The following is a 25,095-nucleotide window of genomic DNA, read 5'->3' as shown; positions in this document are numbered from 1 at the left end:
GTACCCTGTGTTCAGGCGATGCCGCATTATAACCCTGGGCGGGCGGCGGGTGTACCCGAATCGGGCAGCATCACCGGACTTGCATGGCGCTTTTCCTGCCGGGTCAGCCGATCGGCAAGCTGGGCCAGCAGCCTGGGTTCGTCCATCTGCAGCAGCAGGCTGGCCACCTGACCGCTGTATTGGCGATTGCCCAGCTCCGCCAGCAGGAACTGCTGGGCCGTGTCCGGCAGCGGCGAAAGTTGACTGAGTTGCTGCAAAGCAGGCAGCTTGAGACGGGCATTGCGACTCGCGGCAATCAGCAGATCGCTGGCCGCCTGGCCCTGATGAAAGCGGCCCACGCTGGCGAGCGCGGCCACGCTGTCGTGATCCACCGGTTGATGCCACAGCTTCTGATAGAGGGCGCTGTCACCGGTACGCTCGGCCAGCAGCCGCAGCAGCCGGTTGTCGGGCAGGAAGATGCTCATGGCGGCCAGCGTGTGCGCCTCCCGTTGCAGGAGCGGAAGCGGCTGCCGATCGAGTACGGTCAGCAGCGCCTGCTGCTGCTGGGCCAGATCGGGATTGCGGCTGTTGTAGATCTGCTTGAACTCGAACGTGCCCTCTTCCAGCTGCTGGCGATAGTTGTCCTGCCAGGCCTGCTGCTGCCAGCGGCTCAACACCTGCCGCGCAGCGGCGGCAAAGTCGTAGGCGGGTTGCTGTACCAGAAAGCCGTCCACCTCTTTTTCCACCAGCCAGCTGGGGGCCTTGAACGACTGGGCGCGCACCCAGGCCAGCAGTTGTGGGCTGGTGGCTCTGGGCTGGCTATTGAGGGTGGCCAGCAGCTGGCACAACAGATACTCCCGCTGCCCCACCGCCAGGGAGTCCAGCAGGGTGTCGATGGCGGCAAACTGCCCCAGCTGCAGCCGGCCGGTCAGATAGTCGAGGTGACCCTGCAGCCCCTCGTCGGCCACCAGTGCCGTCCGGGGCGGCTGCGTCTCGGCAGCCCCGACCGGCAGCACCAGCAGCCAGCTCAGCAATATCAGGAGTACATGCTTCATGACGTCCCTATCCTTGTGACATCGAGGTTTCATACTACTCAGGCGACCGTAAATAAAATAGATAAACAAAAACCGCGACCTGGGCCGCGGTTTGATGATTTTCGAGTCGGTTACTTCTGCTGGCGCCGCATGGCGTCGAAGAACTCGTCGTTGGTCTTGGTCATGGCCAACTTGTCGATCAGGAACTCGATGCCGTCGATCTCGCCCATCGGGTGCACAATCTTGCGCAGGATCCACATCTTCTGCAGCTCGTCGCCGGTGGTCAGCAGCTCTTCCTTGCGGGTGCCGGAGCGAGTGATGTCGATGGCCGGGTAGACACGCTTCTCGGCAATCTTGCGCGAGAGGTGCAGTTCCATGTTGCCGGTACCCTTGAACTCTTCGTAGATGACTTCATCCATCTTGGAGCCGGTATCGATCAGCGCGGTGGCGATGATGGTCAGGCTGCCGCCCTCTTCAACATTGCGCGCGGCACCGAAGAAACGCTTCGGACGGTGCAGGGCGTTGGCGTCCACACCACCGGTCAGTACCTTGCCGGATGACGGGATGACGGTGTTGTAGGCACGGGCCAGACGGGTGATGGAATCCAGCAGGATCACCACGTCCTTCTTGTGCTCGACCAGGCGCTTGGCCTTCTCGATCACCATCTCGGCGACCTGGACGTGACGGGAAGCCGGCTCGTCGAAGGTGGAGGCGATCACTTCACCCTTCACCATGCGCTGCATCTCGGTCACTTCTTCCGGACGCTCGTCGATCAGCAGGACGATCAGTTCGCAGTCAGGGTGGTTGTAGGCGATGCTCTGGGCGATGTTCTGCAGCAGCATGGTCTTACCGGCCTTGGGCGGTGCGACGATGAGGCCGCGCTGGCCTTTACCGATCGGTGAAGCCAGATCCAGTACGCGGGCGGTGATGTCTTCGGTGGAACCGTTGCCACGCTCCATGCGCAGACGCTCGTTGGCGTGCAGCGGAGTGAGGTTTTCAAACAGGATCTTGTTGCGGGAGTTTTCCGGACGGTCGTAGTTGACCTCGTTGACCTTGAGCAGCGCGAAGTAGCGTTCGCCCTCTTTCGGCGGCCGGATCTTGCCGGAGATGGTATCGCCGGTACGCAGGTTGAAACGGCGGATCTGGCTCGGGGAGACATAGATGTCGTCCGGGCCGGCCAGGTAGGAGCCGTCTGCACTACGCAGGAAGCCGAAACCATCGGTCAGGATTTCCAGCACACCGTCGCCAAAGATATCCTCGCCACCCTTGGCGTGCGCCTTGAGGATCGCGAAAATAATGTCTTTCTTGTGCGCCCGAGCCAGATTTTCCAACCCCATGGATTCGCCAAGCTGTACCAGCTCGGACACAGGAGTGTTCTTTAATTCAGTCAGATTCATAGTGGTGAAAGTCTGTAAGCAAGGATTGAAATGAGGAGACAGTCTGCTGGATTGATGCTGATCGGATTTGATTTGCCAGGCTGATGTGTGAGCAAAGAATCAGGCAAAAAGGTTAGCAAACGAGCGATAAATTAGCACCAATCGGGGTGAGCGTCTAGGTGATAAAACAGAAGGAGCGCATTATTGCAATGCGCTCCTCTTTGATTATTACAGGTTACCGTCCAGGAACTCTTTCAGCTGAGTCTTGGACAGGGCACCGACCTTGGTCGCTGCCACTTCGCCATTCTTGAACAGCAAGAGGGTCGGAATACCACGAATGCCATACTTGGGCGGAGTGTCGGCGTTATGGTCGATGTTCAATTTCGCCACGGTCACGCGACCGGCATACTCTTGGGCGACTTCGTTCAGGATCGGGGCAATCATCTTGCACGGACCACACCATTCGGCCCAGAAGTCGACCAGAACGGCGCCATCGGCTTTGATTACATCTGCCTCGAAGCTGGCATCGCTCAGCTGAACAATCTTGTCACTCATCTCCAACTCCAGTCAGTAATTAAGGCTTTATTGACGTATCAACAAAGGCAATAGTTGCCCTATTTGAAATGATCCTGTTTATTATTGCAAGCCTAACCTGATAACCTACCGCCATGAGCAAAACACACTTAACGACCGACAAATTCGCCCAAATGGGCCTCGAACCCGAAGTTCTGGCTGGTCTGGAATCAAAGGGATTTCACTATTGCACCCCCATCCAGGCACTCTCTCTGCCGCTGCTGGTAGAAGGCCATGACCTCGCCGGCCAAGCCCAGACGGGTACCGGCAAAACTATCGCCTTCCTGGCTGCCACCTTCAACTATCTGCTGACCCACCCGCTGACCAAGCCGCGCCTCATCAATCAGCCGCGCGCCATCATCATGGCCCCGACCCGGGAGCTGGCAGTACAGATTTACAACGATGCCGACAGCATGGCCGCCTCGACCGGCCTCAAGCTCGGCCTCGCCTACGGCGGTGAAGGGTACGACAAGCAGCTGGCCGTGCTGGAGCAGGGTGTCGACATCCTGATCGGCACCACAGGCCGCATCATCGACTACTTCAAGTCCAAGGTCATCGATCTGAGCAACATCCAGGTCGTGGTGCTGGACGAAGCGGATCGCATGTTCGATCTCGGCTTCATCAAGGACATCCGTTTCCTGTTCCGCCGCATGCCGCCCGCTACCGAGCGTCTGAGCATGCTGTTCTCCGCCACCCTCTCCCTTCGGGTGCAGGAGCTGGCCTACGAACACATGAACCACCCGGAACATGTGCAGGTCGAGCCGGAGCAGATGACCGGCGTACGAATCAAAGAAGAGCTCTTCTACCCTTCCAACGAAGACAAGATGTTGCTGCTGCTCTCCCTGATGGAAGAGGAGTGGCCGGAGAAAGCCATCGTCTTCGCCAACACCAAGCACGTCTGTGAAGACGTTCACGCCTGGCTGGAGAATGACGGCCACCGGGTCGGTCTGCTGACCGGCGACGTGCCACAGAAGAAGCGGATGAAGATCCTGGAGGACTTCACCAAGGGTGCGGTAGACATTCTGGTTGCCACCGACGTGGCCGCCCGTGGTCTGCACATCCCCGACGTGACCCACGTCTTCAACTACGACCTGCCCGACGACGCCGAGGACTACGTACACCGCATCGGTCGTACCGGTCGTGCCGGCAAGAGCGGTCACTCCATCAGCCTGGCCTGTGAAGACTATGCCTTCAACCTGCCGGCCATCGAGGAGTACATCCACCACCCGATCCCAGTCAGCAAGTATGACCGCGAGGCGCTGCTGGATGACGTGACCGCACCGAAGCGGGTGTTCCGCAACCGTCAGCCGGTGAATCGCAACATGCGCGATCGCCAGGGCGGTGGCAACAGCAACAACCGCCGTCGTCCGCCCCGCAAGAGCTGAAAGGACTGGCCCTGTTGCACAACTCGCCGCTCTATGCCGCCATCGACCTCGGCTCCAACAGCTTTCACATGCTGGTGGTGCGCGAGGTCGCCGGTGCCCTGCGCACCGTCACCAAGGTCAAGCGCAAGGTTCGCCTCGCCGCCGGGCTCGATCCGGAGTTTCGTCTCAGCCGTGCCGCCATGGAGCGGGGCTGGGACTGCCTGCGCCTGTTCTCCGAACAGTTGCAGGACATTCCGGCCGACAACATCCGGGTAGTGGGCACCGCCACCCTGCGCCTTGCCACCAACGTCGACGAGTTCCTCAGCGAAGCGGAACGGGTGCTCAACCACAGCATCGAGATCATCTCGGGCGAGGAAGAGGCCAAGACCATCTATGAGGGAGTCTCCTGGACCTCGGCCGGCGAAGGCAACCGGCTGGTGATCGACATCGGCGGCGCCAGCACCGAGCTGGTGATCGGCGAGCACAGCGAAGCGAAACTGCTCAACAGCCTGCACATGGGCTGCGTCACCTGGCTCAACAACCACTTCGGTGACGGCGAGCTCTCCGAGGCCCGCTTCAAGCAGGCCATCGCCGCCGCCAAGGCGGTGCTGGAGAAGGTGGCGGAAGATTATCGTGCACTCGGCTGGCGTACCTGTGTCGGCGCCTCCGGCACGGTACAGGCATTGCAAGAGATCATGCTGGCACAGGGGAAGAGCGAGCGGGTCACGCTGCCCAAGCTGCAAGAGCTGATGGGTCAGGCCATCGCCTGCGGCAAGCTCGACCAGCTGCAGCTGGAAGGACTGGCGGCCGAACGGCTGACCGTGTTCCCCTCCGGTCTCGCCATCCTGATCGCCATCTTCGAAACCCTGAACATCGAGAGCATGACCCTGGCGGGTGGCGCCCTGCGCGAAGGGCTGATCTACGGCCTGCTCGGCAACAATCACGACTGTGATGCCCGCGATCGCACCGCCGACAGCCTGATCAATCGCTACCAGCTGGACAAGGAGCACGCCGAACGGGTGCGTGACACCGCCGTCGAGGCGTTCAACCAGCTGCAGCCGGCCTGGCGACTTTCAAAACGCTATGGGCGGCCGATCCTGCGCTACGCGGCCCTGCTGCACGAGATCGGTCTATGCATCGAGTACAAGAAGGCGCCGCAACACGCCGCCTACATCATCGACAACATCGACATGCCTGGCTTTACCCCGGCCCAGAAGAAGCTGTTGTCGGCCCTGCTGTTCAACCAGCGGGACGAATTCAAGCTGGAACCGCTGGAGAAGCAGGGAGCCGTCACCGGTCGCCAGGCGATCCGGCTGGCCCGTATCCTGCGCATCGCGCTGATCCTCTGCATGCGCCGCACCCAGGGCACAGTGCCCCGCTTCACCCTCGAAGCCGATGAAGATGCACTGACCCTGACCCTGCCGAGCGGCTGGCTGGACGAGCACTACCTGCGCGCCAGCGAACTGCGCTTCGAAGTGGAACGCCAGCAGAAGATGGGCTGGCCCACCCGGCTGTTGGAAGCCTGATTGGGCCTCGCCCAATCAGTGCACCAAACCACCAGCCCCGCCGTTCCGACAATCTCTTTCGCAGCCATGACTGGCGCCGTTCAAAGCTGACCCTTGATTTCATTGGGCTGGCGCACCGAGCTCGTCCTTTTCTCGCTGGCTGTCACCTGCGCCATTAGCACCGCTCGACTAGAGTAGGGTTGTCTTCACAACCGGAATGGACGCCATGAAACCCTTGATCCTGATCGGCCTGACCGCCCTGCTCACCGCCTGTGGCGGCGGAGGCGGCGGCGACAACAACAGCCCGCAACAGGCCCAGCTGTCGCTGGCCTTCTCCGACGCCCCGGTGGATGCAGTCAGCAAGGTCTGCATCGCCGTCGCCAACATCAGCATCCACCCCGTCGCCGGCACCGAGCAGAGCTGGACTACCGCCAGTTTCCTCACCTCGGCCCAGGACGATGGCTGCACCCCGAGCGGCGAGACCATCCCGCTCGACAGTGCGGGCCGGTCGCTGTTCACCTACATCGACCTGCTGCACTACCAGGGTTCCGTCAGCCGCCCGCTGCTGGCCAGCCAGAGCGTGGTGCCCGGCGACTACAGCCAGATGCGGCTGCGGGTGCTGGACGGACGAGAGGTTGCCAACCAGTTTCTGGATGGCACCCCCTACTCCTACGTCAAACGGGATGATGGGGTGATCAAGCCGCTGGAGGTGCCCAGCAGCGAACTCAAGCTGGATGCCTTTACTATCGCCGCCAACGGCCTCAGCGCCTTCACCACCGAGTTCGATCTGCGCCAGGCCATGGTGCTGCCGGGCCACGAGCAGTACTACAAGCTCAAGCCCAGAGGGGTGCGGCTGGTGAACAACACCCAGGTCACCACCGTCAAAGGCACGGTCGCGGCCGGGCTGTGCGGCGGCCAGCTGACCGACAAGGCCTTCGTCTACTTCTACCAGCCCAGAAGCGATGACAACTACCCCGACATGGCGGACAGCGACAACGGCTTCTATGCCAGCGCACCCGTGCTGCCGCAAAGCGGTGGCGGCTTTGGTTACGAACTGGGATTTGTTAATCTCGGCAGCTACGATCTGGCGCTGGTCTGCAATGGCAACGAGGACGATCCGGCGCTGGCCGGCGACCCGCTGCAACTGGAACAGGTGCAGAAAGCCCAGGCGGTGGTGGCGCCCGCCACCAGCATCAACTTCCAGTAACCGGCGACCAGAGGGCAACCCGCACATGAGCACCTACCAACCCATCAGTTGCGATCTCTACGACTGGCTGGAGATCGCCGCCAGCTGGCAGCTGCCGGTCACCCTCACCGGCCGGGACGGCCGCCAGTGGGCGGACAAGATCCGCACCATCGAGGCCAGAGCAGGGGTCGAGTACCTGCTGCTGCAAGGTGGCGAGCGACTGAGCCTGGCGGAGCTGGCCACCATGGCGCTCAGCTGGCAGGGGGAGGAGAAACTGATCCGCTTTGCCCCGCCAGCCCCAGCCGACAGCCAATAGATGGCAAGAGGGCCAACCCCGCCGGGTTGGCCCTCTTCTTTTACCTCTCGCGTGCGGCGTTATCCCGCCAGCGCCGCCATCACGTAGACGTCGAAGCGGTTGCTCTTGGTCTCGATGGCCATGCTCGGCTTGTGCTCGTTGAGCCAGCCGGCGTAGTCCGGCCGTTTCACCACCACCCGCTTGTCCGCCATGGCGAGCGCCGCCGGCAGCAGGGCATCGGCGTCAAGATCCGGCCCCACCAGCGACTGGAACACCCGCATCTCTTTTTTCACCAGCGCCGACTTCTGCTTGTGGGGAAACATGGGATCGAGGTAGATGACGTCGGGCCGCTCGCTCAGCCCCAGCAAGGTCTCCACCGCCGGGCCGTGCAGCAACTGCATCCGCTCGCGCACCCAGGGGCCGATCTCGGGGTCCTGCGCCGCCCGCGCCAGCCCGTCCTGCAACAGGGCGGCCACCACGGGGCTGCGCTCGATCATGGTCACCTTGCAGCCGAGGGAGGCGAGCACGAAGGCATCGCGCCCCAGCCCGGCGGTGGCATCCACCACGCGCGGCATGGCACCCGCCTTGAGCCCCACCGCCTTGGCGATGGATTGGCCACGGCCGCCGCCGAACTTGCGGCGATGGGCGACCGCTCCTTCGACGAAGTCCACGTAGACCGCGCCCAGCTTGGGTTCGTCCAGTTTGCGCAGCTCCAGCCGCGCCGCGGTGAACACCAGGGCAAACTGGGCAAGGTCGGTCTGGCCGAGCTGGCTGGCCAGGGCTTCGGCCTGAGGCGCCTTGGCGGGGTCTTCGAGGAGGATCTGCATGGTATAGACTGTGTGGCGGTATCTGTGGGCGGAGTGTACCACAGCCCCCGAAGGTCGCTGTAGGGGCTCCGGCCGAAGGAGAGGGGCGGAGGGGCTAGCTGGTCTGCAGGAACATGCTCTTGTCGTTGAGCTGCAGGTACTCGGTGAGGTCGTCGTAGGCCAGCGGCCGGCTCAGCAGATAGCCCTGCGTGAAAGCACACCCCTTCTGGCAGAGGAAGTTGAGCTGCTCGCGGGTCTCCACCCCCTCGATCACCACCTGCATGCCGAGGTTGTGCACTATGTTGATGATGCCGTCCAGCAGCAGCCGGTCCTGTTCATTGAACGGGATGTGGCGCACGAAGGCCCGGTCGATCTTGACCAGGTCCACCGGGAAGTTGCGCAGATAGTTGAGCGCCGAGTAGCCGGTGCCGAAGTCGTCGATGGCCAGCTTGCAGCCGGCCTCGCGCAGGGCATCGATCCGCACCCTGTGCTGATCGCTGGTCTCCATCAGCAGGGACTCGGTGATCTCGATGACGATGTCCGCCGGGTCCAGCCCGAAGTGGTGGATCACCTTGAGCCACTCGCTCGCCTCCGGATCTATGGTCTGGAACTCCAGGGTGGAGCGGTTGATCGACATCTGCAGGTCCGGGAAGCCGGATTGCTGCAGCCGCGCCAGATCCCGGCACGACTGCCACAGCACCAGCGCCCCCAGCCCCTGGATGAGCCCGGCCTCCTCCGCCAGCGGAATGAAGTCCGCCGGGGACACCTGGCCCCAGTGCGGGTGATACCAGCGCACCAGCGCCTCCAGCTTGGCGACCCGGCCGCTGCGGTTGTCCCAGATCGGCTGGTAGGCCATGGTCAGCTGCTCGAGCTTGATCGCCTCCGCCAAGTCCTGCTGCATCTGGTGGCGCTGGCGCACCTCTTCGCGCATGGAGGCGCAATAGCTGCCGAGCAGCCGTCCCTGCCGCTTGGCGGCAAACAGCGCCTGCTCGGCGTTGCGCAGCAGCTCGTCGCTCTCCAGACCATCGCCCGGGCAGAGGGTGATGCCGATGGTGGCCGTCACGTAGAGGTGCTGGTTGGCCAGCATGAAGGGACGGGCGAAGCCGCCGATCACCTGCTTGGCAAACACCTCGGCCTGACGACGGTTGACGATGCCGGGCACCAGGAAGGCGAACTCGTCGCCGCCGATGCGGGCCACCAGGTCCTCGGTGCGCACCCGGCTCACCAGCCGATCCGACACCTCCCGCAGCAGGGCGTCACCGGCGTGGTGATCCATGCTGTTATTGACCGCCTTGAAGTTGTTGAGGTCGAGCACCATCAGCGCGAAGCGCTCGCCCCGCTCGCAGAAGCGGCTGAGGCAACGGCCGAACAGCCAGCGGTTGGGCAGCCCGGTGAGGTTGTCGTAATTGGCCTGGGCGGCGATCTTCTGCTCCGCCAGCTTGGTCTGGGAGAGATCGCTGAAGATGGCGATGTACTGGCTGATCCGCCCCCCTTCCCGCAGGGTGCTGATCATCAGCTGCTGGGGGTAGAGCTTGCCGTTCTTGCGCTTGTTCCACACCTCGCCGCGCCACACCCCCACCCGCTCCAGCGCGTGGTACATGTCGGCGTAGAAGGCCTGATCGTGCAGCCCGGACTTGAGCATGCTGGGGCGCTGGCCGCACACCTCCTCCTCGCTGTAACCGGTGATCTGCTCGAACGCCGGGTTGACCGAGATGATGCGGCTGTCGGCATCGCACACCAGGATCGCCTCCGAGAGGTTGTCGTAGACCCGGTGGGAGAGCTTGAGCTGTTCGGCATGGCGCTTGAGGGGATCGATGTTCTCCAGCACCACCATCAGGTAGTCGGGCTGCAGCTGATCGTCCCGCACCAGGGTGACGGTGACCCGCCCCCACAGCACCTGACCGTCCCGGTGCAGGTAGCGCTTCTCCTGGGTGAAGGCGGTGCGCTCGCCGAGCTTGAGCTCTTCATAGCAGGCGGCACTGCGCAGCCAGTCTTCCGGGTGATTGAGCTCGGCGGCGGTGCGGTGCAGCAGCTCGCTCTGGCTGTAGCCCAGCATCTTTTCGATGGCCGGGTTGGTCCAGAGGATCTTGCCGTTCAGATCGAGCTTGCCGATCCCCACCGGCGCGTGGGACATCATGGTGTGCAGAAAGTCGTGGTACTCGGGCTGGGGCGGTGCCGGCTGTTGCAGCATCAGCGCCAGTTCGCGCCCGGCCAGCGGAGCCAGCAGCCGCAACAGGCCCATCACCTTGTCCATGTTGGTGAGCGGCCGCTTGAACAGCACGCTGCAGATGCCGACCGTCTCCCCCTGGGCACTCTTGAGGGCAATGCCGGCATAGGCCTGGATGTGCCAGGCCTGCAACACGGCAGCATGGGGAAACAGCTGCTGTACCCGATCGCTGAACCAGGTCTCTCCCTCCTGCAGGGTGATCTCCCCCAGGGTGGCGCTGACCGGAAAGCTGAAATTGGTGGTGTCGAGAGAGGCGGGGTGGGCGGCGTGCACCTTGAAAGAGAGCCCCGCTTGATCCCTGCCTGAAATCAGGACGAAGTCGGCCCCGACCGCTGCTGCGATTTCACTCACAAAGGTATCGAAATATCCCTGACCACTCGAATGAGACAGACTTGAGATGATTTGATAGACAGACTCGAGTGCTCGCCTCATGGCAAGGTTCTTTCTCTCCTTGGAAGGTAGGACCCGACTCTACTGAAGAGCCGGGGACAGTGCAAACATGCTATCCGCAAGATATTAAAAAGCCTTGAGAAAAGGGACCAAAAGGTCCCTTTTTATCTCAAAAATCACGCTGTGATCCCACTATGTGGCAAAACTGTACCTGCTTGAAGCTCACGCCAGCCGGGGCCCGCAAACTCACGCGGCAATCCCGCTGTGGCGGAGCAGCGCATCCACCTGAGGCTCGCGGCCACGGAAGGCTCGGAACAGCTCCATCGGCTCCTTGGAGCCACCCTTTTCCAGGATGTTCTTCAGGAAGGACTGGCCGGTGGCCGGGTTGAAGATCCCCTCCTCCTCGAAGCGGGAGAAGGCATCCGCAGAGAGCACCTCGGCCCACTTGTAGCTGTAGTAGCCCGCCGCATAACCGCCGGCGAAGATATGGGAGAAGCTGTGCTGGAAGCGGTTGAACACCGGCGGCGTCATCACCGCCACCTGGCTGCGCACCTCATCCAGCAATGCCGGGATCTGATCCGCTCTGGCCGGGTCAAACTCCTGATGAAGACGGAAGTCGAACAGGGCGAACTCCAGCTGGCGCAGCATCTGCATCGCCGCCTGGAAGTTGCGGGCGGTCAGCATCTTCTCCAGCAGGTCAGCAGGCAGCGGCTCGCCGGTTTCGTGATGGCCGGAGATAAAGGCCAGCGCCTCGGACTCCCAGCACCAGTTCTCGAGGAACTGGCTCGGCAGCTCCACCGCGTCCCAGGCCACGCCGTTGATGCCAGCCACGCCGGCCACGTCGATGCGGGTCAGCATGTGGTGAATGCCGTGGCCGAACTCATGGAACAGGGTGACCACTTCGTTGTGGGTGAACAGGGCGGGTTTGCCGTCCACCGGACCGTTGAAGTTGCAGGTCAGGTAGGCCACCGGCTTTTGCAAGGATCCATCCTGACGGTAGCGACGACCCAGGCAGACGTCCATCCAGGCACCGCCCTGCTTGTGCTCACGGGCATAGAGGTCGAGGTAGAAGCTGCCACGCAGCTCGTCCTCGGCGTCGAAGATGTCGTAGAAGCGAACGTCAGGGTGCCAGGTGTCGATGCCGAGGCGCTCGCGCACCTTCATGCCGAACACCCGCTTGACCACCTCGAACAGCCCCTTCACCACCTTGCTGGCGGGGAAGTAGGGGCGCAGCTGCTCGTCGGAGATGGAGAACTTGTGCTGTTTGAGCTTCTCGGCGTAGTAGGCGAGATCCCAGGCGGCCAGCTCGCCCTGACCGTGTTGCTCGGCGGCGAAGGCGCGGATCTCTTCCAGCTCGGCCTTGCCCTGCGGCAGGGACTTGGCCGCCAGATCGGTGAGGAAGTTCACCACCTGCTCCGGCTTGTCCGCCATCTTGGTGGCCAGGGAGAGCTCGGCGTAGTTGGCAAAGCCGAGCAGCTGGGCCAGCTCGCGGCGCAGGGCAAGCAGCTCGGTCATGATGGCAGAGTTGTCCCACTTGCCAGCGTTGGGGCCCTGATCCGAGGCGCGGGTGGTGAAGGCCTCATACAGCTCGGCACGCAGCGCACGGCTGTCGGCATACATCATCACCGGCAGGTAGGAGGGGATGTCCAGAGTGAACAGCCAGCCTTCCTTGCCCTTCAGCTCGGCCAGCTGGCGGGCGGCGGCCTGTGCGCTCTGCGGCAAACCGGCCAGCTCGGCCTCGTCGGTCACCAGCTTCTGCCAGCCCTGGGTCGCGTCCAGCACGTTGTTGCTGAAACGGGAAGCCAGCTCGGAGAGGCGGGCCTGGATCTCGCCGTAGCGCTGCTGCGCCTCGGCGGGCAGACCGATGCCGGACAAGCGAAAATCGCGCAGGGTGTTCTGGATCTCCTTGCGCTGGGCGCCGCTCAGCAGCGGGAAGTCGTCGCTCTCGGCCAGTTCGCGATAGGCCTGATAGAGCCCCTCGTGCTGGCCGACATAGGTCTGGAATTCAGACAGCAGCGGCAGGCAGGCGTCGTGGGCCGCGCGCAGCGCTTCGCTGTTGAGTACGGAGTTGAGGTGACTGACCGGCGACCAGATCCGCGCCAGGCGGTCGTTGACCTCTTCCAGCGGGGCGATCAGGCTGTCCCAGGTGTGGGGGTCGCGCTGGGCCAGCACATCGCTGATCTTCTGTTTGCAATCGGCGATGGCCTGCGTCACGGCAGGCTGGACCTGATCGGGCTGGATCTGGCTGAAAGGGGGCAGCGAGTCCATTGTCAGCAAAGGGTTGTTCATCCTGCGATACCTCTAAATTCTCTACAGCCCCTGCCGTCCAGAAGCTTGCTTGGACTACCTAAGATGTAGGCAGAAACCTCATTAATCAAGCCTTTGCCTGCCAGAGCGCGGCCTGTTGTCCACTTTTCGCCGAGATCTGCTCATTAAAACGGCGATCCGGATGCCAAAGACGACAATGCCGGCCCAGGGGCCGGCATTGTGGGTGACATCAGGCAAGATGCATCAGCGTCTGGCGTCTTCCTGCAGCCACTGGGCAGCCCGCTTGGCGAAGTAGGTGAGGATGCCGTCGGCACCGGCCCGCTTGAAGCAGAGCAGGGACTCCATGATGCTCTCTTTCTCCTTCAGCCAGCCGTTCTGGATGGCCGCCATGTGCATGGCGTACTCGCCGCTCACCTGATAGGCGAAGGTCGGCACCCCGAACTGATCCTTCACCTGACGGATCACGTCCAGATAGGGCATGCCCGGCTTGACCATCACGCTGTCGGCCCCTTCCTGGATATCCAGCGCCACCTCGTGCAGGGCTTCGTTGCTGTTGGCCGGATCCATCTGGTAGGTGGCCTTGTTGCTCTTGCCGAGGTTGCCGGCAGAGCCCACCGCGTCGCGGAACGGGCCGTAGTAGCAGGAGGCGTACTTGGCGGAGTAGGCCATGATCTGGGTGTTGATGAAGCCGTTCTCTTCCAGCGCAGCGCGGATGGCACCGATGCGGCCATCCATCATGTCGGACGGCGCCACGATGTCGACCCCGGCAGCGGCGTGGGAGAGCGCCTGTTTCACCAGGATCTCGGTGGTGATGTCGTTCAGCACATAGCCTTCGTCATCAATGATGCCGTCCTGACCGTGAGTGGTGAAGGGATCGAGCGCCACGTCGGTGATGACCCCCAGCTCCGGGAAGCTCGCCTTGAGGGCGCGCGTCGCCCGCTGGGCCAGCCCGTCCGGGTTGTAGGCCTCTTCCGCCAGCAGACTCTTCTGCTCCAGCGGGGTGACCGGGAACAGGGCGATGGCCGGCACGCCCAGCGCAACCAGCTCGGCAGCCTCTTTCAGCAGCAGATCGATGGAGAGCCTGTCCACCCCCGGCATGGAGGTGACGGCCTCACGACGGTTCTCCCCCTCCAGCACGAACACGGGATAGATGAGATCGTTGGCGGTCAGTACGTTCTCGCGCACCAGACGACGGCTGAAATCATGTTTGCGCACCCGGCGCAGGCGGCGACCCGGAAAGGCACCTGGAAGAGTTGTAGCCATGAATCACTCCTGAAGAGGAAGTTGGAAGAACGCGGCGGAGGTGGCCCGGGTGTGGGCCAGCAAGGCCTCGGGCGCTTCACCACGGCAAGCCGCCACCACCTGGGCGATGTGCGGCAAAAAAGCGGGTTCGTTGCGTTTTGGTCTGGGCTTCAGATCCCGTGGCACCAGATAGGGAGCATCGGTCTCGATCATCAGCCGGCCGGCCGGAATGCGGGCCACCTGCTCGCGCAGCAACTGGCCACGACGCTCGTCGCACAGCCAGCCGGTCACCCCGATATGCAACCCCAGCGCCAGACACTGATCCAGCTCCTCGTCGGAACCGGTGAAGCAGTGCAGCACGGCCCCCGGCAGTTTGGGCAGCCAGGGGCGCAGGATCTCGATGAAACGGGTGTGGGCATCGCGGCAGTGGAGAAACACCGGCATCCCGAGCTCGGCAGCCAGCGCCAGCTGGGCATCGAATACCGCATCCTGCACCGGACGAGGGGAGAAGTCGCGATTGTAGTCGAGCCCGCACTCGCCGATGGCCACCACCTGTGGCAAGGCTGCCAGCTCGCGCAGGGCGGGCAGGGTCGCCTCATCGACGCTTTTGGCGTCGTGGGGGTGGACTCCGGCGGTGGAGAAACAGTAACCCGGCCAGCGGGCGGCAAGAGTGGCGCTCTCGCGGCTGCCGACCAGATCGGTGCCGGTCAGGATCAGCGCCTCCACCCCGGCGGCGCGGGCGCGGGCCACCAGATCGGCCTGTTCATCGGCAAACTGGCTGCTGGTCAGGTTTACACCTATGTCGATCATGGGGTCAGCGGGTCCGAACAAAAGGAAGACATATCAGGTATTTGAAAACCATCTACTCAATGGGGCCTTACCATACGCCTCGAACGGGGGCATGAAAAGAGGAAGGGAGCCTTAGCTCCCCTCTTCAGTCTGCTCCTACTTCTCTTCGCTCTCTTCTTTCACGTAGAAACGGGCGAAGAACAGACCTATCTCCCACAAACCCCACATGGGGATCGCGAGCAGAGTCTGGGAAAAGACATCGGGCGGCGTCAACAGCATGCCGACCACGAACACCCCGACGATGACGTAGGGACGCTTTTCCCGCAGGCTCTTGGGACTGGTCACCCCGGTCCAGCACAGCAGTATGGTGGCAACCGGAATTTCGAACGCCACCCCGAACGCGAAGAACAGGGTCAGTACGAAGTCCAGATAGCTGGCGATGTCGGTCGCCACCGTCACCCCGGCGGGGGCGGTACTGGTGAAGAAGCCGAATACCAGCGGGAACACCACGTAGTAGGCAAACGCCATCCCCGCGTAGAACAACAGGGCACTGGAGACCACCAGCGGCATGATGAGCCGGCGTTCATGCTGGTACAGACCGGGGGCGATAAAGGCCCAGGCCTGATAGAGCAGATAGGGGATCGCCACGAAGAAGGAGACCACCAGCGTCAGCTTGATCGGCGTCAGGAAGGGGGTCGCCACATCCGTCGCTATCATGCTGGTGCCTGCCGGCAGCTGGCTCAGCAGCGGCTGCGCCACGAAGTCGTAGATGTTGTTGGAGAAGTAGATCAGCGCCAGAAAGACCAGCAGGATGGCCGTCACCGACCGCAACAGGCGGGTTCTCAGCTCCACCAGATGGCTGATCAGTGGTTGCTCAGCCTGACTCATGGCTTCACCTCCCCTTGTTCGGCGCTCGGCTGGGCACTTGCGGCGGGGATCACGGTAGGCTCCTCATCAGGTGTCGCCACACTGACGGGGGCTGCCGGCTCCTCCTTCACCTCGGCAGCGGCCGGCGCTGGCTGGATGGTATTTTGTTGTTCGTATGGACGGGTCACCGATTGTGCGGCCGTTTTCAGCTGCTCGATAGACTCCTGCAGCTCGGGGCTCAGGTTGTTCATCTGCAACTGTTCGGCCTTCTTCAGGTCATTGTGCAGATCCTGCAACTTGAGCTCCTGCTCCAGCTCGGCCTTGACCGAGTTGGCGGTGCTGCGGATCAGTCTGATCCAGTGGCTGGCGGTACGGATCGCCACGGGCAGCCGCTCGGGGCCGAGCACCACCAGGGCGACGACACCAATGACAACCAGCTCCCAGAAACCGATATCGAACATGGCTTAGGCCTGATCTTTATCTTTCTGCTTGGCAGCATCGCTAGGCTGACCGGCTGCTTCGTTCAGCTGTTTCGGCGGAAACTCGGCATCCTTCTGCTCGGACTTGGTCTCCGGCTCGTCGGACAGCGCCTTCTTGAAGCCCTTGACCGCAGCGCCCAGATCACCGCCGATGCCGCGCAGTTTCTTGGTACCGAACAGCAGCACGACGATGACTGCGATGATCAACAATTGCCAAATACTGATACCACCCATGACTTTCTCTCCAGAACAGGCGCCTGCTGGCGCAGTTTATTTAATGAGAACGGGTTCGCAACCAACCCAGCAGCCAGCATAACCCGGCGCCGGCGAGGCTGATTTGTCCCCACTCAATGTGTTGTTTTTGGGTCAGCAAGAATACACCGGCCAATAGCAGGCTGGCTCCAACCCCTAAGAGGTAGCGAGCCTGACCCTGGCGGCGACTGTGCCGGCGAAAATCGGCAAACATCTGGTCGAAGTGGCGCTGCTGATGACGGGTCTGGCGCAGGGTCTCGTAGACCAGCTCCGGCAGTTCCGGCAGCTTTTCCGCCCAGAATGGCGCCTTCTCCTTGATGGCATTCCACACCGCCTTGGGTCCTACCTGCTGATGCATCCAGTTTTCCAGATAGGGCTTGGCGGTCTGCCACAAATCGAGCTGCGGGTAGAGCTGGCGACCCAGCCCCTCCACATAGAGCAGGGTCTTCTGCAGCAGCACCAGCTGCGGCTGCACCTGCATGTTGAAGCGGCGCGCGGTGTTGAACAGGTTGAGCAGCACGTGGCCAAACGAGATCTCGGACAGCGGCTTCTCGAAGATGGGCTCCAGCACGGTGCGGATGGCGAACTCGAACTCGTCCACCTTGGTATCGGGCGGCACCCAGCCGGACTCCACGTGCAGCTCGGCCACCCGACGGTAGTCACGGTTGAAGAAGGCGAGGAAGTTCTCGGCCAGGTAGCGCTTGTCTTCCCGGTTGAGGGTGCCGACGATACCGCAGTCGATGCCGATCCAGAGCGGATTCTCCGGATGTTCGTAGGAGACGAAGATGTTGCCCGGGTGCATGTCGGCGTGGAAGAAGCTGTCGCGGAACACCTGGGTGAAGAACACCTCCACCCCGCGCTCGGCCAGCAGCTTCATGTTGGTGCCGTTGGCCTCCAGCGCGGCAATGTCGGAGACCGGAATGCCGTAGATCCGCTCCATCACCAGCACCTGCTCACGGCAGTGCTCGGTGAACACCTCGGGCACGTAGAGCGCCTCGGAGCCGGTGAAGTTGCGGCGCAGCTGGATGGCGTTGGCCGCCTCCCGCATCAGATTGAGCTCGTCGAGGATGGTCTTGCGATACTCTTCCACCACCTCGATGGGGCGCAGTCGTCCGCTCTGGGGCACGAAACGGGCCACCAGACGGGCCAACGCCTGCATCAGTCGCAGGTCGGCCTCGATGACCGGCTCGATGTCGGGACGGATCACCTTGATGACGATCTCGCGGCCGTTCTCCTTCAGCCGGGCGGTGTGCACCTGGGCGATGGAGGCCGACGCCAGCGGCGTCTCTTCGAAGTCGTCAAACAGGGTCTCGATGGTGCAACCCAGGCTCGCCTCGATCTGGCGGCGGGCCGCCTGACCACAGAAGGGGGGCACCCTGTCCTGCAGCAGTGCCAGCTCCTCGGCGATGTCCGGCGGCAGCAGATCGCGCCGGGTGGAGAGCATCTGGCCGAACTTGATGAAGATGGGGCCGAGCGCCTCGAAGGCGAGCCGGATGCGGGCACCGCGGTTCAGCCCCTGGCGTTTGTTCTTGAGCCAGAACAGGCTGCGACGGGCCAGCCGGCCGGGCCAGGGCTGGTAACGGGCTGGCACCAGCTCGTCGATGCCCTGCTCCAGCAGGATGCTGATGATGCGATAGAGGCGCTTGAACTCCTTCGGGGTCATCAGGCTACCTGCTGCTCGAAGCGGGCCAGCCGCAGCTCGACCGCTTTCATCTGCTGGGCCAGCAACTCGACATCGTCGTTGAAGCTGGCCACTTCCAGCGGACCCGGCGCAAGCCGGATCTCTTCGGTCAGGTATTCGGCCAGCTGGCGCTGGCTGCGGCACAATTCACGCCCCAGCAGCCGACGTGCCTGACTGGCACCGCGCAGCAGGGTGTGGGCCAGCACATCGCCGGTATAACGGGATAGCTCCTCTTCCCAGTCGATATCCAGCTCGCCCAGCAACACGCTGAACGCCTGCACCAGCTGAGGGTCGCCGCTCAGATCCAGCTTCTCCTCGCGGATGTAGCGGGTCAGGGCGGAGGGGTCCTTGAGCAGGCCGAGCGCGGTCAGGGAGAGGCTCAGCACCGCATCGGCCTCCCCTTCGAATTTGGCCAGCACATCCAGCCGGCGCTCGGAGAAGACAAACCAGAGTGGCTTGAGCTCGCGCAGCTCCAGCTTGAGTACCTTGCCCGTCAATTTGCGCAGCCGCTCCGGACTCTGCTTGTCGAGTCGCAGCAGCTGGTTGAGGCTGGTTTCGATCACCGCGGTGACCATGGCATCCATCGGCATAGGCGACCTTAAAACTTGTAACCGCGGTGCAGGGCGACCACGCCCTGGGTCAGGTTGTAGAACTCGACCTGCTCGAAACCGACATTCTCCATCATGCCTGCCAGGGTCTGCTGATCCGGGTGCATGCGGATCGATTCCGCCAGGTATTTGTAGCTTTCGCTGTCGTTCGCGACGATTTCGCCCATTTTCGGCAGCAGTTTGAAGGAGTAGAGATCGTACAGCTTGGCGATCACTTCGCTGACCGGCTTGGAGAACTCCAGCACCAGCAGGCGGCCACCCGGCTTGAGCACCCGGAACATGGAGGCAAGCGCCTTGTCCTTGTCGGTGACGTTGCGCAGGCCGAAGCCGATGGTGATGACGTCGAAATGGTTGTCAGGGAACGGGAGCGCCTCGGCATTGGCCTGCACGTAGGAGACGTTGTTGGCCACCCCCAGATTGCGCAGCTTGTCGCGGCCCACCTTGAGCATGGAGTCGTTGATATCCGCCAGCACCACCTGGCCGGTCTCACCGACGATGCGGGAGAACTTGGCGGTCAGATCGCCGGTACCACCGGCCAGATCCAGCACCTTCTGACCTTTGCGCACGCCGGAGCAGTCGATGGTGAAGCGCTTCCACAGGCGGTGGATGCCGAACGACATCAGATCGTTCATCAGATCATACTTGGCTGCCACCGAATGGAAGACGCCGGCGACCAGGGTTTCCTTCTCGGTCGAGGTCACGGTTTTAAAGCCAAAATGCGTTGTCGTAGTCTGTTCTGACATCCCTTAAACACCCATAGAGCAAAGAATGGCCGCCAGTTTACCAGAGCCAATGGCGTGCGGACACCTTAAACCCGGCTGGCGACCAACTGCATCCCCAGCACTACCATGGCCAGACAGAGAAACAGGTTGAGGCCGATATTGAGGGCGGCTTTCAGATAGGCCCCCTGTTGGGCCAGTACCACTGTATCCAGCGCGAAGGAGGAGAAGGTAGTCAGGGCACCGAGGATACCCACCATCAGCAGCGGTTTCAGCGGGTGCTCCACCACATGACCATGACTGATCAGCGCAAAGGCAATGCCCATGATGAAGGAGCCGACCACGTTGACCATCAGGGTGCCATAGGGGAAGTGGCGTCCCAACAGCAGCGCCATCAGTTCGGCGATACCAAAGCGCAGACAGGCGCCGATGGCCCCACCGGCGGCAACATATAACCAGGTTTGCATGGGAGCATGTCTCCATAGTATCGGGCCGACATTATGCAAAATGTCAGGCCCGGGGGACAGCAGGGCAATTAATCGACATCACCCGCATCAGCGGCGAAAGTCGACCGGCTCGACCTGAGCGAGATGAATCGAGGTGCGGGATGGAGTGGTTTGCGCAATCACCCGGCCGCGGCGAATGGAGTAACGCACCGCCACCTGGCGGCGCACCGCATCAAAGCCGTTCTCGGCGGGCAGGATCAGCAGGTTGGCCGGTTTGCCCACCTCGATGCCGTAGCGATCCTGCACATTCAGGGTGCGCGCGCTGTGGCAGCTGATCAGCTTGAGGCTGTCGTTGATCTGCTCGTAGCCCATGATCTGGCAGACATGCAGCCCCATGTGCAGTACCTGCAGCAGGTTGGCGGTGCCCATGGGATACCAGGGATCGAACACGTCGTCGTGGCCGAAGCAGACGTTGATGTTGGCCTCCAGCATCTCCTTCACCCGGGTGATGCCGCGACGCTTGGGATAGCTGTCGAAGCGCCCCTGCAGGTGGATGTTCACCAGCGGGTTGGCGACGAAGTTGATGTCCGCCATCTTCAGCAGCCGGAACAGGCGCGATGCATAGGCGCCGTTATAGGAGTGCATGGCGGTGGTGTGGCTGGCGGTGACTCTATGGCCCATGCCGCGCTCATAGGCCAGGGTCGCCAGCGTCTCGATGAAGCGGGACTGCTCGTCATCGATCTCGTCGCAGTGCACATCCACCAGAACCTGATACTTCTCGGCAAGATCGAACACGTAGTGCAGACTTTCGACCCCATATTCCCGGGTAAACTCGAAGTGGGGAATCGCACCAATCACATCGGCCCCCAGCTTGAGAGCCTCCTCCAACAGCGCCTTGCCGTTGGGGTAGGAGAGGATCCCCTCCTGCGGGAAGGCCACTATCTGCAGCTCCACCCACTCCTTAATCTCCTCCCGCACCTCCAGCATCGCCTTCAGGGCGACCAGATTGGGGTCGGAGACATCCACGTGGGTGCGGACGAACTGGATGCCATTGGCAATCTGCCACTTCAGCGTCTGGATGGCCCGCTGCTTCACATCCTCGTGGGTCAGCAGTGCCTTGCGCTCGGCCCAGCGTTCTATCCCCTCGAACAGGGTTCCTGAGAGGTTCCAGCTCGGCTCACCGGCCGTCTGGGTAGTATCAAGATGGATATGAGGCTCGACAAAGGGGGCGATGGCGAGCCCCTCCTCACCATCAAGCTCATGGGCTGCGAGCAGATGGGTGCTCATGGGTTCGATGGCACGGATCAGGCCATCCTGGCAGAGGATCTGCCACATCCCCTCCCTGCCGACCAGACGCAGGTTCTTTATCAGCATGTTTTTGCTTCCTTTTTTCAAACACCAACAGCTTTTTCAATCCACAACTTAGCTTGGATCAATTTGATAGAAAAGCGTTCATATTGAATACATATGAGACTGTTACTATTGATAAACAGCAACAATAAAAGGGAGTTGATTGGGATGAAAGCAGGATTGACCGAGATCGGCAGCGCAGGCTTGTTTCACGAGTATCTGCAGACACTGGGTATCAACAAGCCACCGTTGACGTCGATCGACAAGCAGTGGGAATACACCCGCAATGAACGACTGGTGGCAGCCATTCAGATAGAAGCCTCCGGACAGGCTCGGTTCTATCTCGATGCCAGGCAGATTTCGGTAAACTGAGAAAAGCGGATACAAAAAAGCCTCCCGATTGGGAGGCTTTAATATTTAATGGTGCTGATACCCAGAGTCGAACTGGGGACCTCATCCTTACCAAGGATGCGCTCTACCAACTGAGCCATATCAGCACACTAACCGGTAAAGACCACACTATGTGCGCTATCTAAATCTTCTGTCCAACACAACCTGACGCTGTATCGCGACCAACCACATCGCTGTGATTGCTTAATTGATGCCTGGCAGTGTCCTACTCTCGCATGGCGAATGCCACACTACCATCGGCGCTACCGCGTTTCACTTCTGAGTTCGGCATGGGTTCAGGTGGTTCCACGGCGCTATGGCCGCCAGGCAAATTCTTCAATCTGTGAAAGCTGACGTAAGTAGTTTCGTATTTGTCACAAGGCCAGAAACACTTCTTGGGTGTTGTATGGTTAAGCCTCACGGGTAATTAGTATGGGTTAGCTCAACACGTCGCCGCGCTTACACACCCCACCTATCAACGTTGTGGTCTCCAACGGCCCTTTAGGACCCTCAAGGGGTCAGGGATGACTCATCTCAGGGCTCGCTTCCCGCTTAGATGCTTTCAGCGGTTATCGATTCCGAACTTAGCTACCGGGCAGTGCCACTGGCGTGACAACCCGAACACCAGAGGTTCGTTCACTCCGGTCCTCTCGTACTAGGAGCAACTCCCTTCAATCATCCAACGCCCACGGCAGATAGGGACCGAACTGTCTCACGACGTTCTGAACCCAGCTCGCGTACCACTTTAAATGGCGAACAGCCATACCCTTGGGACCGACTTCAGCCCCAGGATGTGATGAGCCGACATCGAGGTGCCAAACACCGCCGTCGATATGAACTCTTGGGCGGTATCAGCCTGTTATCCCCGGAGTACCTTTTATCCGTTGAGCGATGGCCCTTCCATTCAGAACCACCGGATCACTATGACCTACTTTCGTACCTGCTCGACCTGTCCGTCTCGCAGTTAAGCTGGCTTATGCCATTGCACTAACCTCCTGATGTCCGACCAGGATTAGCCAACCTTCGTGCTCCTCCGTTACTCTTTGGGAGGAGACCGCCCCAGTCAAACTACCCACCAGGCACTGTCCGCGACCCAGATTCATGGGCCTGCGTTAGAACATCAAACATACAAGGGTGGTATTTCAAGGACGGCTCCAGCGCAACTGGCGTCACGCCTTCAAAGCCTCCCACCTATCCTACACATGTAGGTTCAATGTTCAGTGCCAAGCTGTAGTAAAGGTTCACGGGGTCTTTCCGTCTAGCCGCGGGTACACCGCATCTTCACGGCGAATTCGATTTCACTGAGTCTCGGGTGGAGACAGCATGGCCATGGTTACACCATTCGTGCAGGTCGGAACTTACCCGACAAGGAATTTCGCTACCTTAGGACCGTTATAGTTACGGCCGCCGTTTACCGGGGCTTCGATCAAGAGCTTCGCTTGCGCTAACCCCATCAATTAACCTTCCGGCACCGGGCAGGTGTCACACCCTATACGTCCACTTTCGTGTTTGCAGAGTGCTGTGTTTTTGATAAACAGTCCCAGCCATCTGGTCACTGCGACTCCCAACTGCTCCATCCGCAAGGGACTTCACTGTCAAGAGCGAACCTTCTCCCGAAGTTACGGTTCTATTTTGCCTAGTTCCTTCACCCGAGTTCTCTCAAGCGCCTTGGTATTCTCTACCCGACCACCTGTGTCGGTTTGGGGTACGATGACTTGTAATCTGAAGCTTAGAGGCTTTTCCTGGAAGCAGGGCATCAATGGCTTCCGCACCGTAGTGCGTTCGTCTCGTGTCTCAGTGTTGTGTCTCCGGATTTGCCTAGAAACACCACCTACGCACTTTCACCAGGACAACCGTCGCCTGGCCCACCTAGCCTTCTCCGTCCCCCCATCGCAATTACAAGTCGTGCAGGAATATTAACCTGCTTCCCATCGACTACGCCTTTCGGCCTCGCCTTAGGGGTCGACTCACCCTGCCCCGATTAACGTTGGACAGGAACCCTTGGTCTTCCGGCGAGGAGGCTTTTCACCCCCTTTATCGTTACTTACGTCAGCATTCGCACTTCTGATATCTCCAGCATACCTCTCGATACACCTTCGCAGACTTACAGAACGCTCCCCTACCACTCACGCTTAGCGTGAATCCGCGGCTTCGGTGCCTGGTTTGAGCCCCGTTACATCTTCCGCGCAGGCCGACTCGACTAGTGAGCTATTACGCTTTCTTTAAATGATGGCTGCTTCTAAGCCAACATCCTAGCTGTCTGAGCCTTCCCACATCGTTTCCCACTTAACCAGAACTTTGGGACCTTAGCCGGCGGTCTGGGTTGTTTCCCTCTTCACGACGGACGTTAGCACCCGCCGTGTGTCTCCCGGATATTACTTACTGGTATTCGGAGTTTGCATGGGGTTGGTAAGTCGGGATGACCCCCTAGCCCAAACAGTGCTCTACCCCCAGTAGTATTCGTCCGAGGCGCTACCTAAATAGCTTTCGGGGAGAACCAGCTATCTCCGAGTTTGATTGGCCTTTCACCCCCAGCCACAGGTCATCCCCTAACTTTGCAACGTTAGTGGGTTCGGTCCTCCAGTTGATGTTACTCAACCTTCAACCTGCCCATGGCTAGATCACCCGGTTTCGGGTCTACACCTTGCAACTAGACGCCCAGTTAAGACTCGGTTTCCCTACGGCTCCCCTATACGGTTAACCTCGCTACAAAATGTAAGTCGCTGACCCATTATACAAAAGGTACGCAGTCACCCCGAAGGGCTCCCACTGCTTGTACGTACACGGTTTCAGGTTCTATTTCACTCCCCTCACAGGGGTTCTTTTCGCCTTTCCCTCACGGTACTGGTTCACTATCGGTCAGTCAGGAGTATTTAGCCTTGGAGGATGGTCCCCCCATATTCAGACAGGATGTCACGTGTCCCGCCCTACTCGATTTCACATCAAGGTTGTTTTCGTGTACGGGGCTATCACCCTGTATCGCCGGCCTTTCCAGGACCGTTCCACTAACTTCCAAGATGCTTAAGGGCTAATCCCCGTTCGCTCGCCGCTACTGAGGGAATCTCGGTTGATTTCTTTTCCTCGGGGTACTTAGATGTTTCAGTTCTCCCGGTTCGCCTCGCTACGCTATGTATTCACGCAGCGATACCTAGCTTATGCTAAGTGGGTTTCCCCATTCGGAAATCCGTGAGTCGTAATGTCTCTTACCGACTGCTCACGGCTTATCGCAGGTTAGTACGTCCTTCATCGCCTCTGACTGCCAAGGCATC

21 protein-coding genes, 1 tRNA gene and 2 rRNA genes (1 of these 24 running past the window's edge) are annotated in these 25,095 nt (G+C 61.0%); 5 read left to right on the top strand and 19 right to left on the bottom strand.

What is annotated here, in order from left to right; genetic code table 11:
• Nucleotides 1-26 precede the first annotated feature (26 nt).
• From E5E97_RS04635 to trxA, 3 genes are all read right to left on the bottom strand, one after another.
• Entirely contained in the window at nucleotides 27-1,034 is a 1,008-nt protein-coding gene (locus E5E97_RS04635) for a hypothetical protein (RefSeq protein ID WP_118882182.1), read from the bottom strand.
• A gap of 110 nt (nucleotides 1,035-1,144) precedes the next feature.
• Complete coding sequence (rho, locus tag E5E97_RS04630; protein WP_005307308.1) at nucleotides 1,145-2,410, bottom strand: transcription termination factor Rho; 1,266 nt, start codon at nucleotides 2,408-2,410, stop codon at nucleotides 1,145-1,147.
• A 207-nt stretch (nucleotides 2,411-2,617) separates the two neighbouring features.
• Nucleotides 2,618-2,944: a thioredoxin TrxA gene (gene trxA / locus E5E97_RS04625; RefSeq protein WP_005307306.1), complete on the bottom strand. Its 327-nt coding sequence runs from the start codon at nucleotides 2,942-2,944 to the stop codon at nucleotides 2,618-2,620.
• A gap of 113 nt (nucleotides 2,945-3,057) precedes the next feature.
• Here trxA and rhlB point away from each other — a divergent pair, with 113 nt between their 5' ends.
• From rhlB to E5E97_RS04605, 4 genes are all read left to right on the top strand, one after another.
• Complete coding sequence (gene rhlB, locus E5E97_RS04620; RefSeq protein ID WP_005307299.1) at nucleotides 3,058-4,347, top strand: ATP-dependent RNA helicase RhlB; 1,290 nt, start codon at nucleotides 3,058-3,060, stop codon at nucleotides 4,345-4,347.
• Nucleotides 4,348-4,361: 14 nt separating this feature from the next.
• Nucleotides 4,362-5,852, top strand: a complete 1,491-nt coding sequence (gppA, locus tag E5E97_RS04615; RefSeq protein WP_016348957.1) for a guanosine-5'-triphosphate,3'-diphosphate diphosphatase — start codon at nucleotides 4,362-4,364, stop codon at nucleotides 5,850-5,852.
• A 205-nt stretch (nucleotides 5,853-6,057) separates the two neighbouring features.
• Nucleotides 6,058-7,038, top strand: a complete 981-nt coding sequence (locus tag E5E97_RS04610; protein WP_043127990.1) for a DUF4382 domain-containing protein — start codon at nucleotides 6,058-6,060, stop codon at nucleotides 7,036-7,038.
• Nucleotides 7,039-7,063: 25 nt separating this feature from the next.
• The gene (locus E5E97_RS04605; protein WP_029302594.1) at nucleotides 7,064-7,333 is read left to right on the top strand and encodes a Rho-binding antiterminator; all 270 of its coding nucleotides are present in this window, start codon (nucleotides 7,064-7,066) and stop codon (nucleotides 7,331-7,333) included.
• Between the two features lie 59 nt (nucleotides 7,334-7,392).
• Here the strand turns inward: E5E97_RS04605 and E5E97_RS04600 are convergent, their stop codons facing one another.
• The 13 genes from E5E97_RS04600 to E5E97_RS04540 form a co-directional block, all read right to left on the bottom strand.
• Nucleotides 7,393-8,139 carry a class I SAM-dependent methyltransferase gene (locus E5E97_RS04600; RefSeq protein WP_171279923.1) on the bottom strand — a complete coding sequence of 249 codons (747 nt, stop codon included), beginning with the start codon at nucleotides 8,137-8,139 and terminating at the stop codon, nucleotides 7,393-7,395.
• 94 nt (nucleotides 8,140-8,233) lie between these two features.
• Nucleotides 8,234-10,777, bottom strand: coding sequence for a bifunctional diguanylate cyclase/phosphodiesterase (locus tag E5E97_RS04595; protein WP_171279922.1), 2,544 nt, complete (start codon nucleotides 10,775-10,777; stop codon nucleotides 8,234-8,236).
• 204 nt (nucleotides 10,778-10,981) lie between these two features.
• Nucleotides 10,982-13,024, bottom strand: coding sequence for an oligopeptidase A (gene prlC, locus E5E97_RS04590; RefSeq protein ID WP_118882185.1), 2,043 nt, complete (start codon nucleotides 13,022-13,024; stop codon nucleotides 10,982-10,984).
• Nucleotides 13,025-13,246: 222 nt separating this feature from the next.
• Entirely contained in the window at nucleotides 13,247-14,266 is a 1,020-nt protein-coding gene (hemB, locus tag E5E97_RS04585; protein WP_024945496.1) for a porphobilinogen synthase, read from the bottom strand.
• Nucleotides 14,267-14,269: 3 nt separating this feature from the next.
• Nucleotides 14,270-15,055, bottom strand: a complete 786-nt coding sequence (locus E5E97_RS04580; protein WP_029305262.1) for a TatD family hydrolase — start codon at nucleotides 15,053-15,055, stop codon at nucleotides 14,270-14,272.
• 135 nt (nucleotides 15,056-15,190) lie between these two features.
• Nucleotides 15,191-15,922 (bottom strand): twin-arginine translocase subunit TatC, encoded by a 732-nt coding sequence (gene tatC, locus E5E97_RS04575; RefSeq protein WP_171279921.1) that lies wholly within the window; start codon nucleotides 15,920-15,922, stop codon nucleotides 15,191-15,193.
• Nucleotides 15,919-16,362: a Sec-independent protein translocase protein TatB gene (gene tatB, locus E5E97_RS04570; RefSeq protein WP_016348949.1), complete on the bottom strand. Its 444-nt coding sequence runs from the start codon at nucleotides 16,360-16,362 to the stop codon at nucleotides 15,919-15,921. The genes tatC and tatB overlap by 4 nt, the downstream gene beginning before the upstream one ends.
• Nucleotides 16,363-16,365: 3 nt before the next feature.
• On the bottom strand, nucleotides 16,366-16,614 hold the full coding sequence (gene tatA / locus E5E97_RS04565) for a Sec-independent protein translocase subunit TatA (RefSeq protein WP_011704119.1): 249 nt from the start codon (nucleotides 16,612-16,614) through the stop codon (nucleotides 16,366-16,368).
• A 40-nt stretch (nucleotides 16,615-16,654) separates the two neighbouring features.
• A complete protein-coding gene (ubiB, locus tag E5E97_RS04560) occupies nucleotides 16,655-18,295 on the bottom strand; it encodes a ubiquinone biosynthesis regulatory protein kinase UbiB (protein ID WP_171279920.1) in 1,641 nt (546 codons plus the stop codon).
• Nucleotides 18,295-18,903 (bottom strand): SCP2 domain-containing protein, encoded by a 609-nt coding sequence (locus E5E97_RS04555; protein ID WP_043118072.1) that lies wholly within the window; start codon nucleotides 18,901-18,903, stop codon nucleotides 18,295-18,297. Before E5E97_RS04555 ends, ubiB begins: the two co-directional genes overlap by 1 nt.
• 8 nt (nucleotides 18,904-18,911) lie before the next feature.
• The gene (gene ubiE, locus E5E97_RS04550; protein WP_171279919.1) at nucleotides 18,912-19,664 is read right to left on the bottom strand and encodes a bifunctional demethylmenaquinone methyltransferase/2-methoxy-6-polyprenyl-1,4-benzoquinol methylase UbiE; all 753 of its coding nucleotides are present in this window, start codon (nucleotides 19,662-19,664) and stop codon (nucleotides 18,912-18,914) included.
• 65 nt (nucleotides 19,665-19,729) lie between these two features.
• A complete protein-coding gene (gene crcB / locus E5E97_RS04545) occupies nucleotides 19,730-20,107 on the bottom strand; it encodes a fluoride efflux transporter CrcB (RefSeq protein ID WP_016348946.1) in 378 nt (125 codons plus the stop codon).
• An 87-nt stretch (nucleotides 20,108-20,194) separates the two neighbouring features.
• The gene (locus E5E97_RS04540; RefSeq protein ID WP_171279918.1) at nucleotides 20,195-21,460 is read right to left on the bottom strand and encodes a cytosine deaminase; all 1,266 of its coding nucleotides are present in this window, start codon (nucleotides 21,458-21,460) and stop codon (nucleotides 20,195-20,197) included.
• A gap of 93 nt (nucleotides 21,461-21,553) precedes the next feature.
• Here E5E97_RS04540 and E5E97_RS04535 point away from each other — a divergent pair, with 93 nt between their 5' ends.
• Entirely contained in the window at nucleotides 21,554-21,808 is a 255-nt protein-coding gene (locus E5E97_RS04535) for a hypothetical protein (protein WP_016348944.1), read from the top strand.
• 49 nt (nucleotides 21,809-21,857) lie between these two features.
• Here E5E97_RS04535 and E5E97_RS04530 read toward each other — a convergent pair.
• The 3 genes from E5E97_RS04530 to E5E97_RS04520 form a co-directional block, all read right to left on the bottom strand.
• A tRNA-Thr gene (locus E5E97_RS04530) sits at nucleotides 21,858-21,933 on the bottom strand.
• 106 nt (nucleotides 21,934-22,039) lie between these two features.
• A 5S ribosomal RNA gene (gene rrf / locus E5E97_RS04525) occupies nucleotides 22,040-22,154 on the bottom strand.
• 78 nt (nucleotides 22,155-22,232) lie between these two features.
• Nucleotides 22,233-25,095, bottom strand: a 23S ribosomal RNA gene (locus tag E5E97_RS04520); it runs 26 nt beyond the window's last position.

The organism is Aeromonas sp. 2692-1, from assembly GCF_013085505.1.
Classification (GTDB): Bacteria; Pseudomonadota; Gammaproteobacteria; order Enterobacterales; family Aeromonadaceae; genus Aeromonas; species Aeromonas hydrophila.
Note: the sequence above shows the minus strand (reverse complement) of the source record. Positions and strands in the feature narration are given on the sequence as shown.

Excerpts from the sequence above, each read along its gene's own strand:
- E5E97_RS04635 (WP_118882182.1), bottom strand. The coding sequence starts at position 1,034 with ATGAAGCATGTACTCCTGATATTGCTGAGCTGGCTGCTGGTGCTGCCG.
- rho (WP_005307308.1), bottom strand. The coding sequence starts at position 2,410 with ATGAATCTGACTGAATTAAAGAACACTCCTGTGTCCGAGCTGGTACAG.
- trxA (WP_005307306.1), bottom strand. The coding sequence starts at position 2,944 with ATGAGTGACAAGATTGTTCAGCTGAGCGATGCCAGCTTCGAGGCAGAT.
- rhlB (WP_005307299.1), top strand. The coding sequence starts at position 3,058 with ATGAGCAAAACACACTTAACGACCGACAAATTCGCCCAAATGGGCCTC.
- E5E97_RS04610 (WP_043127990.1), top strand. The coding sequence starts at position 6,058 with ATGAAACCCTTGATCCTGATCGGCCTGACCGCCCTGCTCACCGCCTGT.
- E5E97_RS04605 (WP_029302594.1), top strand. The coding sequence starts at position 7,064 with ATGAGCACCTACCAACCCATCAGTTGCGATCTCTACGACTGGCTGGAG.
- E5E97_RS04600 (WP_171279923.1), bottom strand. The coding sequence starts at position 8,139 with ATGCAGATCCTCCTCGAAGACCCCGCCAAGGCGCCTCAGGCCGAAGCC.
- E5E97_RS04595 (WP_171279922.1), bottom strand. The coding sequence starts at position 10,777 with ATGAGGCGAGCACTCGAGTCTGTCTATCAAATCATCTCAAGTCTGTCT.
- prlC (WP_118882185.1), bottom strand. The coding sequence starts at position 13,024 with ATGAACAACCCTTTGCTGACAATGGACTCGCTGCCCCCTTTCAGCCAG.
- hemB (WP_024945496.1), bottom strand. The coding sequence starts at position 14,266 with ATGGCTACAACTCTTCCAGGTGCCTTTCCGGGTCGCCGCCTGCGCCGG.
- E5E97_RS04580 (WP_029305262.1), bottom strand. The coding sequence starts at position 15,055 with ATGATCGACATAGGTGTAAACCTGACCAGCAGCCAGTTTGCCGATGAA.
- tatC (WP_171279921.1), bottom strand. The coding sequence starts at position 15,922 with ATGAGTCAGGCTGAGCAACCACTGATCAGCCATCTGGTGGAGCTGAGA.
- tatB (WP_016348949.1), bottom strand. The coding sequence starts at position 16,362 with ATGTTCGATATCGGTTTCTGGGAGCTGGTTGTCATTGGTGTCGTCGCC.
- tatA (WP_011704119.1), bottom strand. The coding sequence starts at position 16,614 with ATGGGTGGTATCAGTATTTGGCAATTGTTGATCATCGCAGTCATCGTC.
- ubiB (WP_171279920.1), bottom strand. The coding sequence starts at position 18,295 with ATGACCCCGAAGGAGTTCAAGCGCCTCTATCGCATCATCAGCATCCTG.
- E5E97_RS04555 (WP_043118072.1), bottom strand. The coding sequence starts at position 18,903 with ATGCCGATGGATGCCATGGTCACCGCGGTGATCGAAACCAGCCTCAAC.
- ubiE (WP_171279919.1), bottom strand. The coding sequence starts at position 19,664 with ATGTCAGAACAGACTACGACAACGCATTTTGGCTTTAAAACCGTGACC.
- crcB (WP_016348946.1), bottom strand. The coding sequence starts at position 20,107 with ATGCAAACCTGGTTATATGTTGCCGCCGGTGGGGCCATCGGCGCCTGT.
- E5E97_RS04540 (WP_171279918.1), bottom strand. The coding sequence starts at position 21,460 with ATGCTGATAAAGAACCTGCGTCTGGTCGGCAGGGAGGGGATGTGGCAG.
- E5E97_RS04535 (WP_016348944.1), top strand. The coding sequence starts at position 21,554 with ATGAGACTGTTACTATTGATAAACAGCAACAATAAAAGGGAGTTGATT.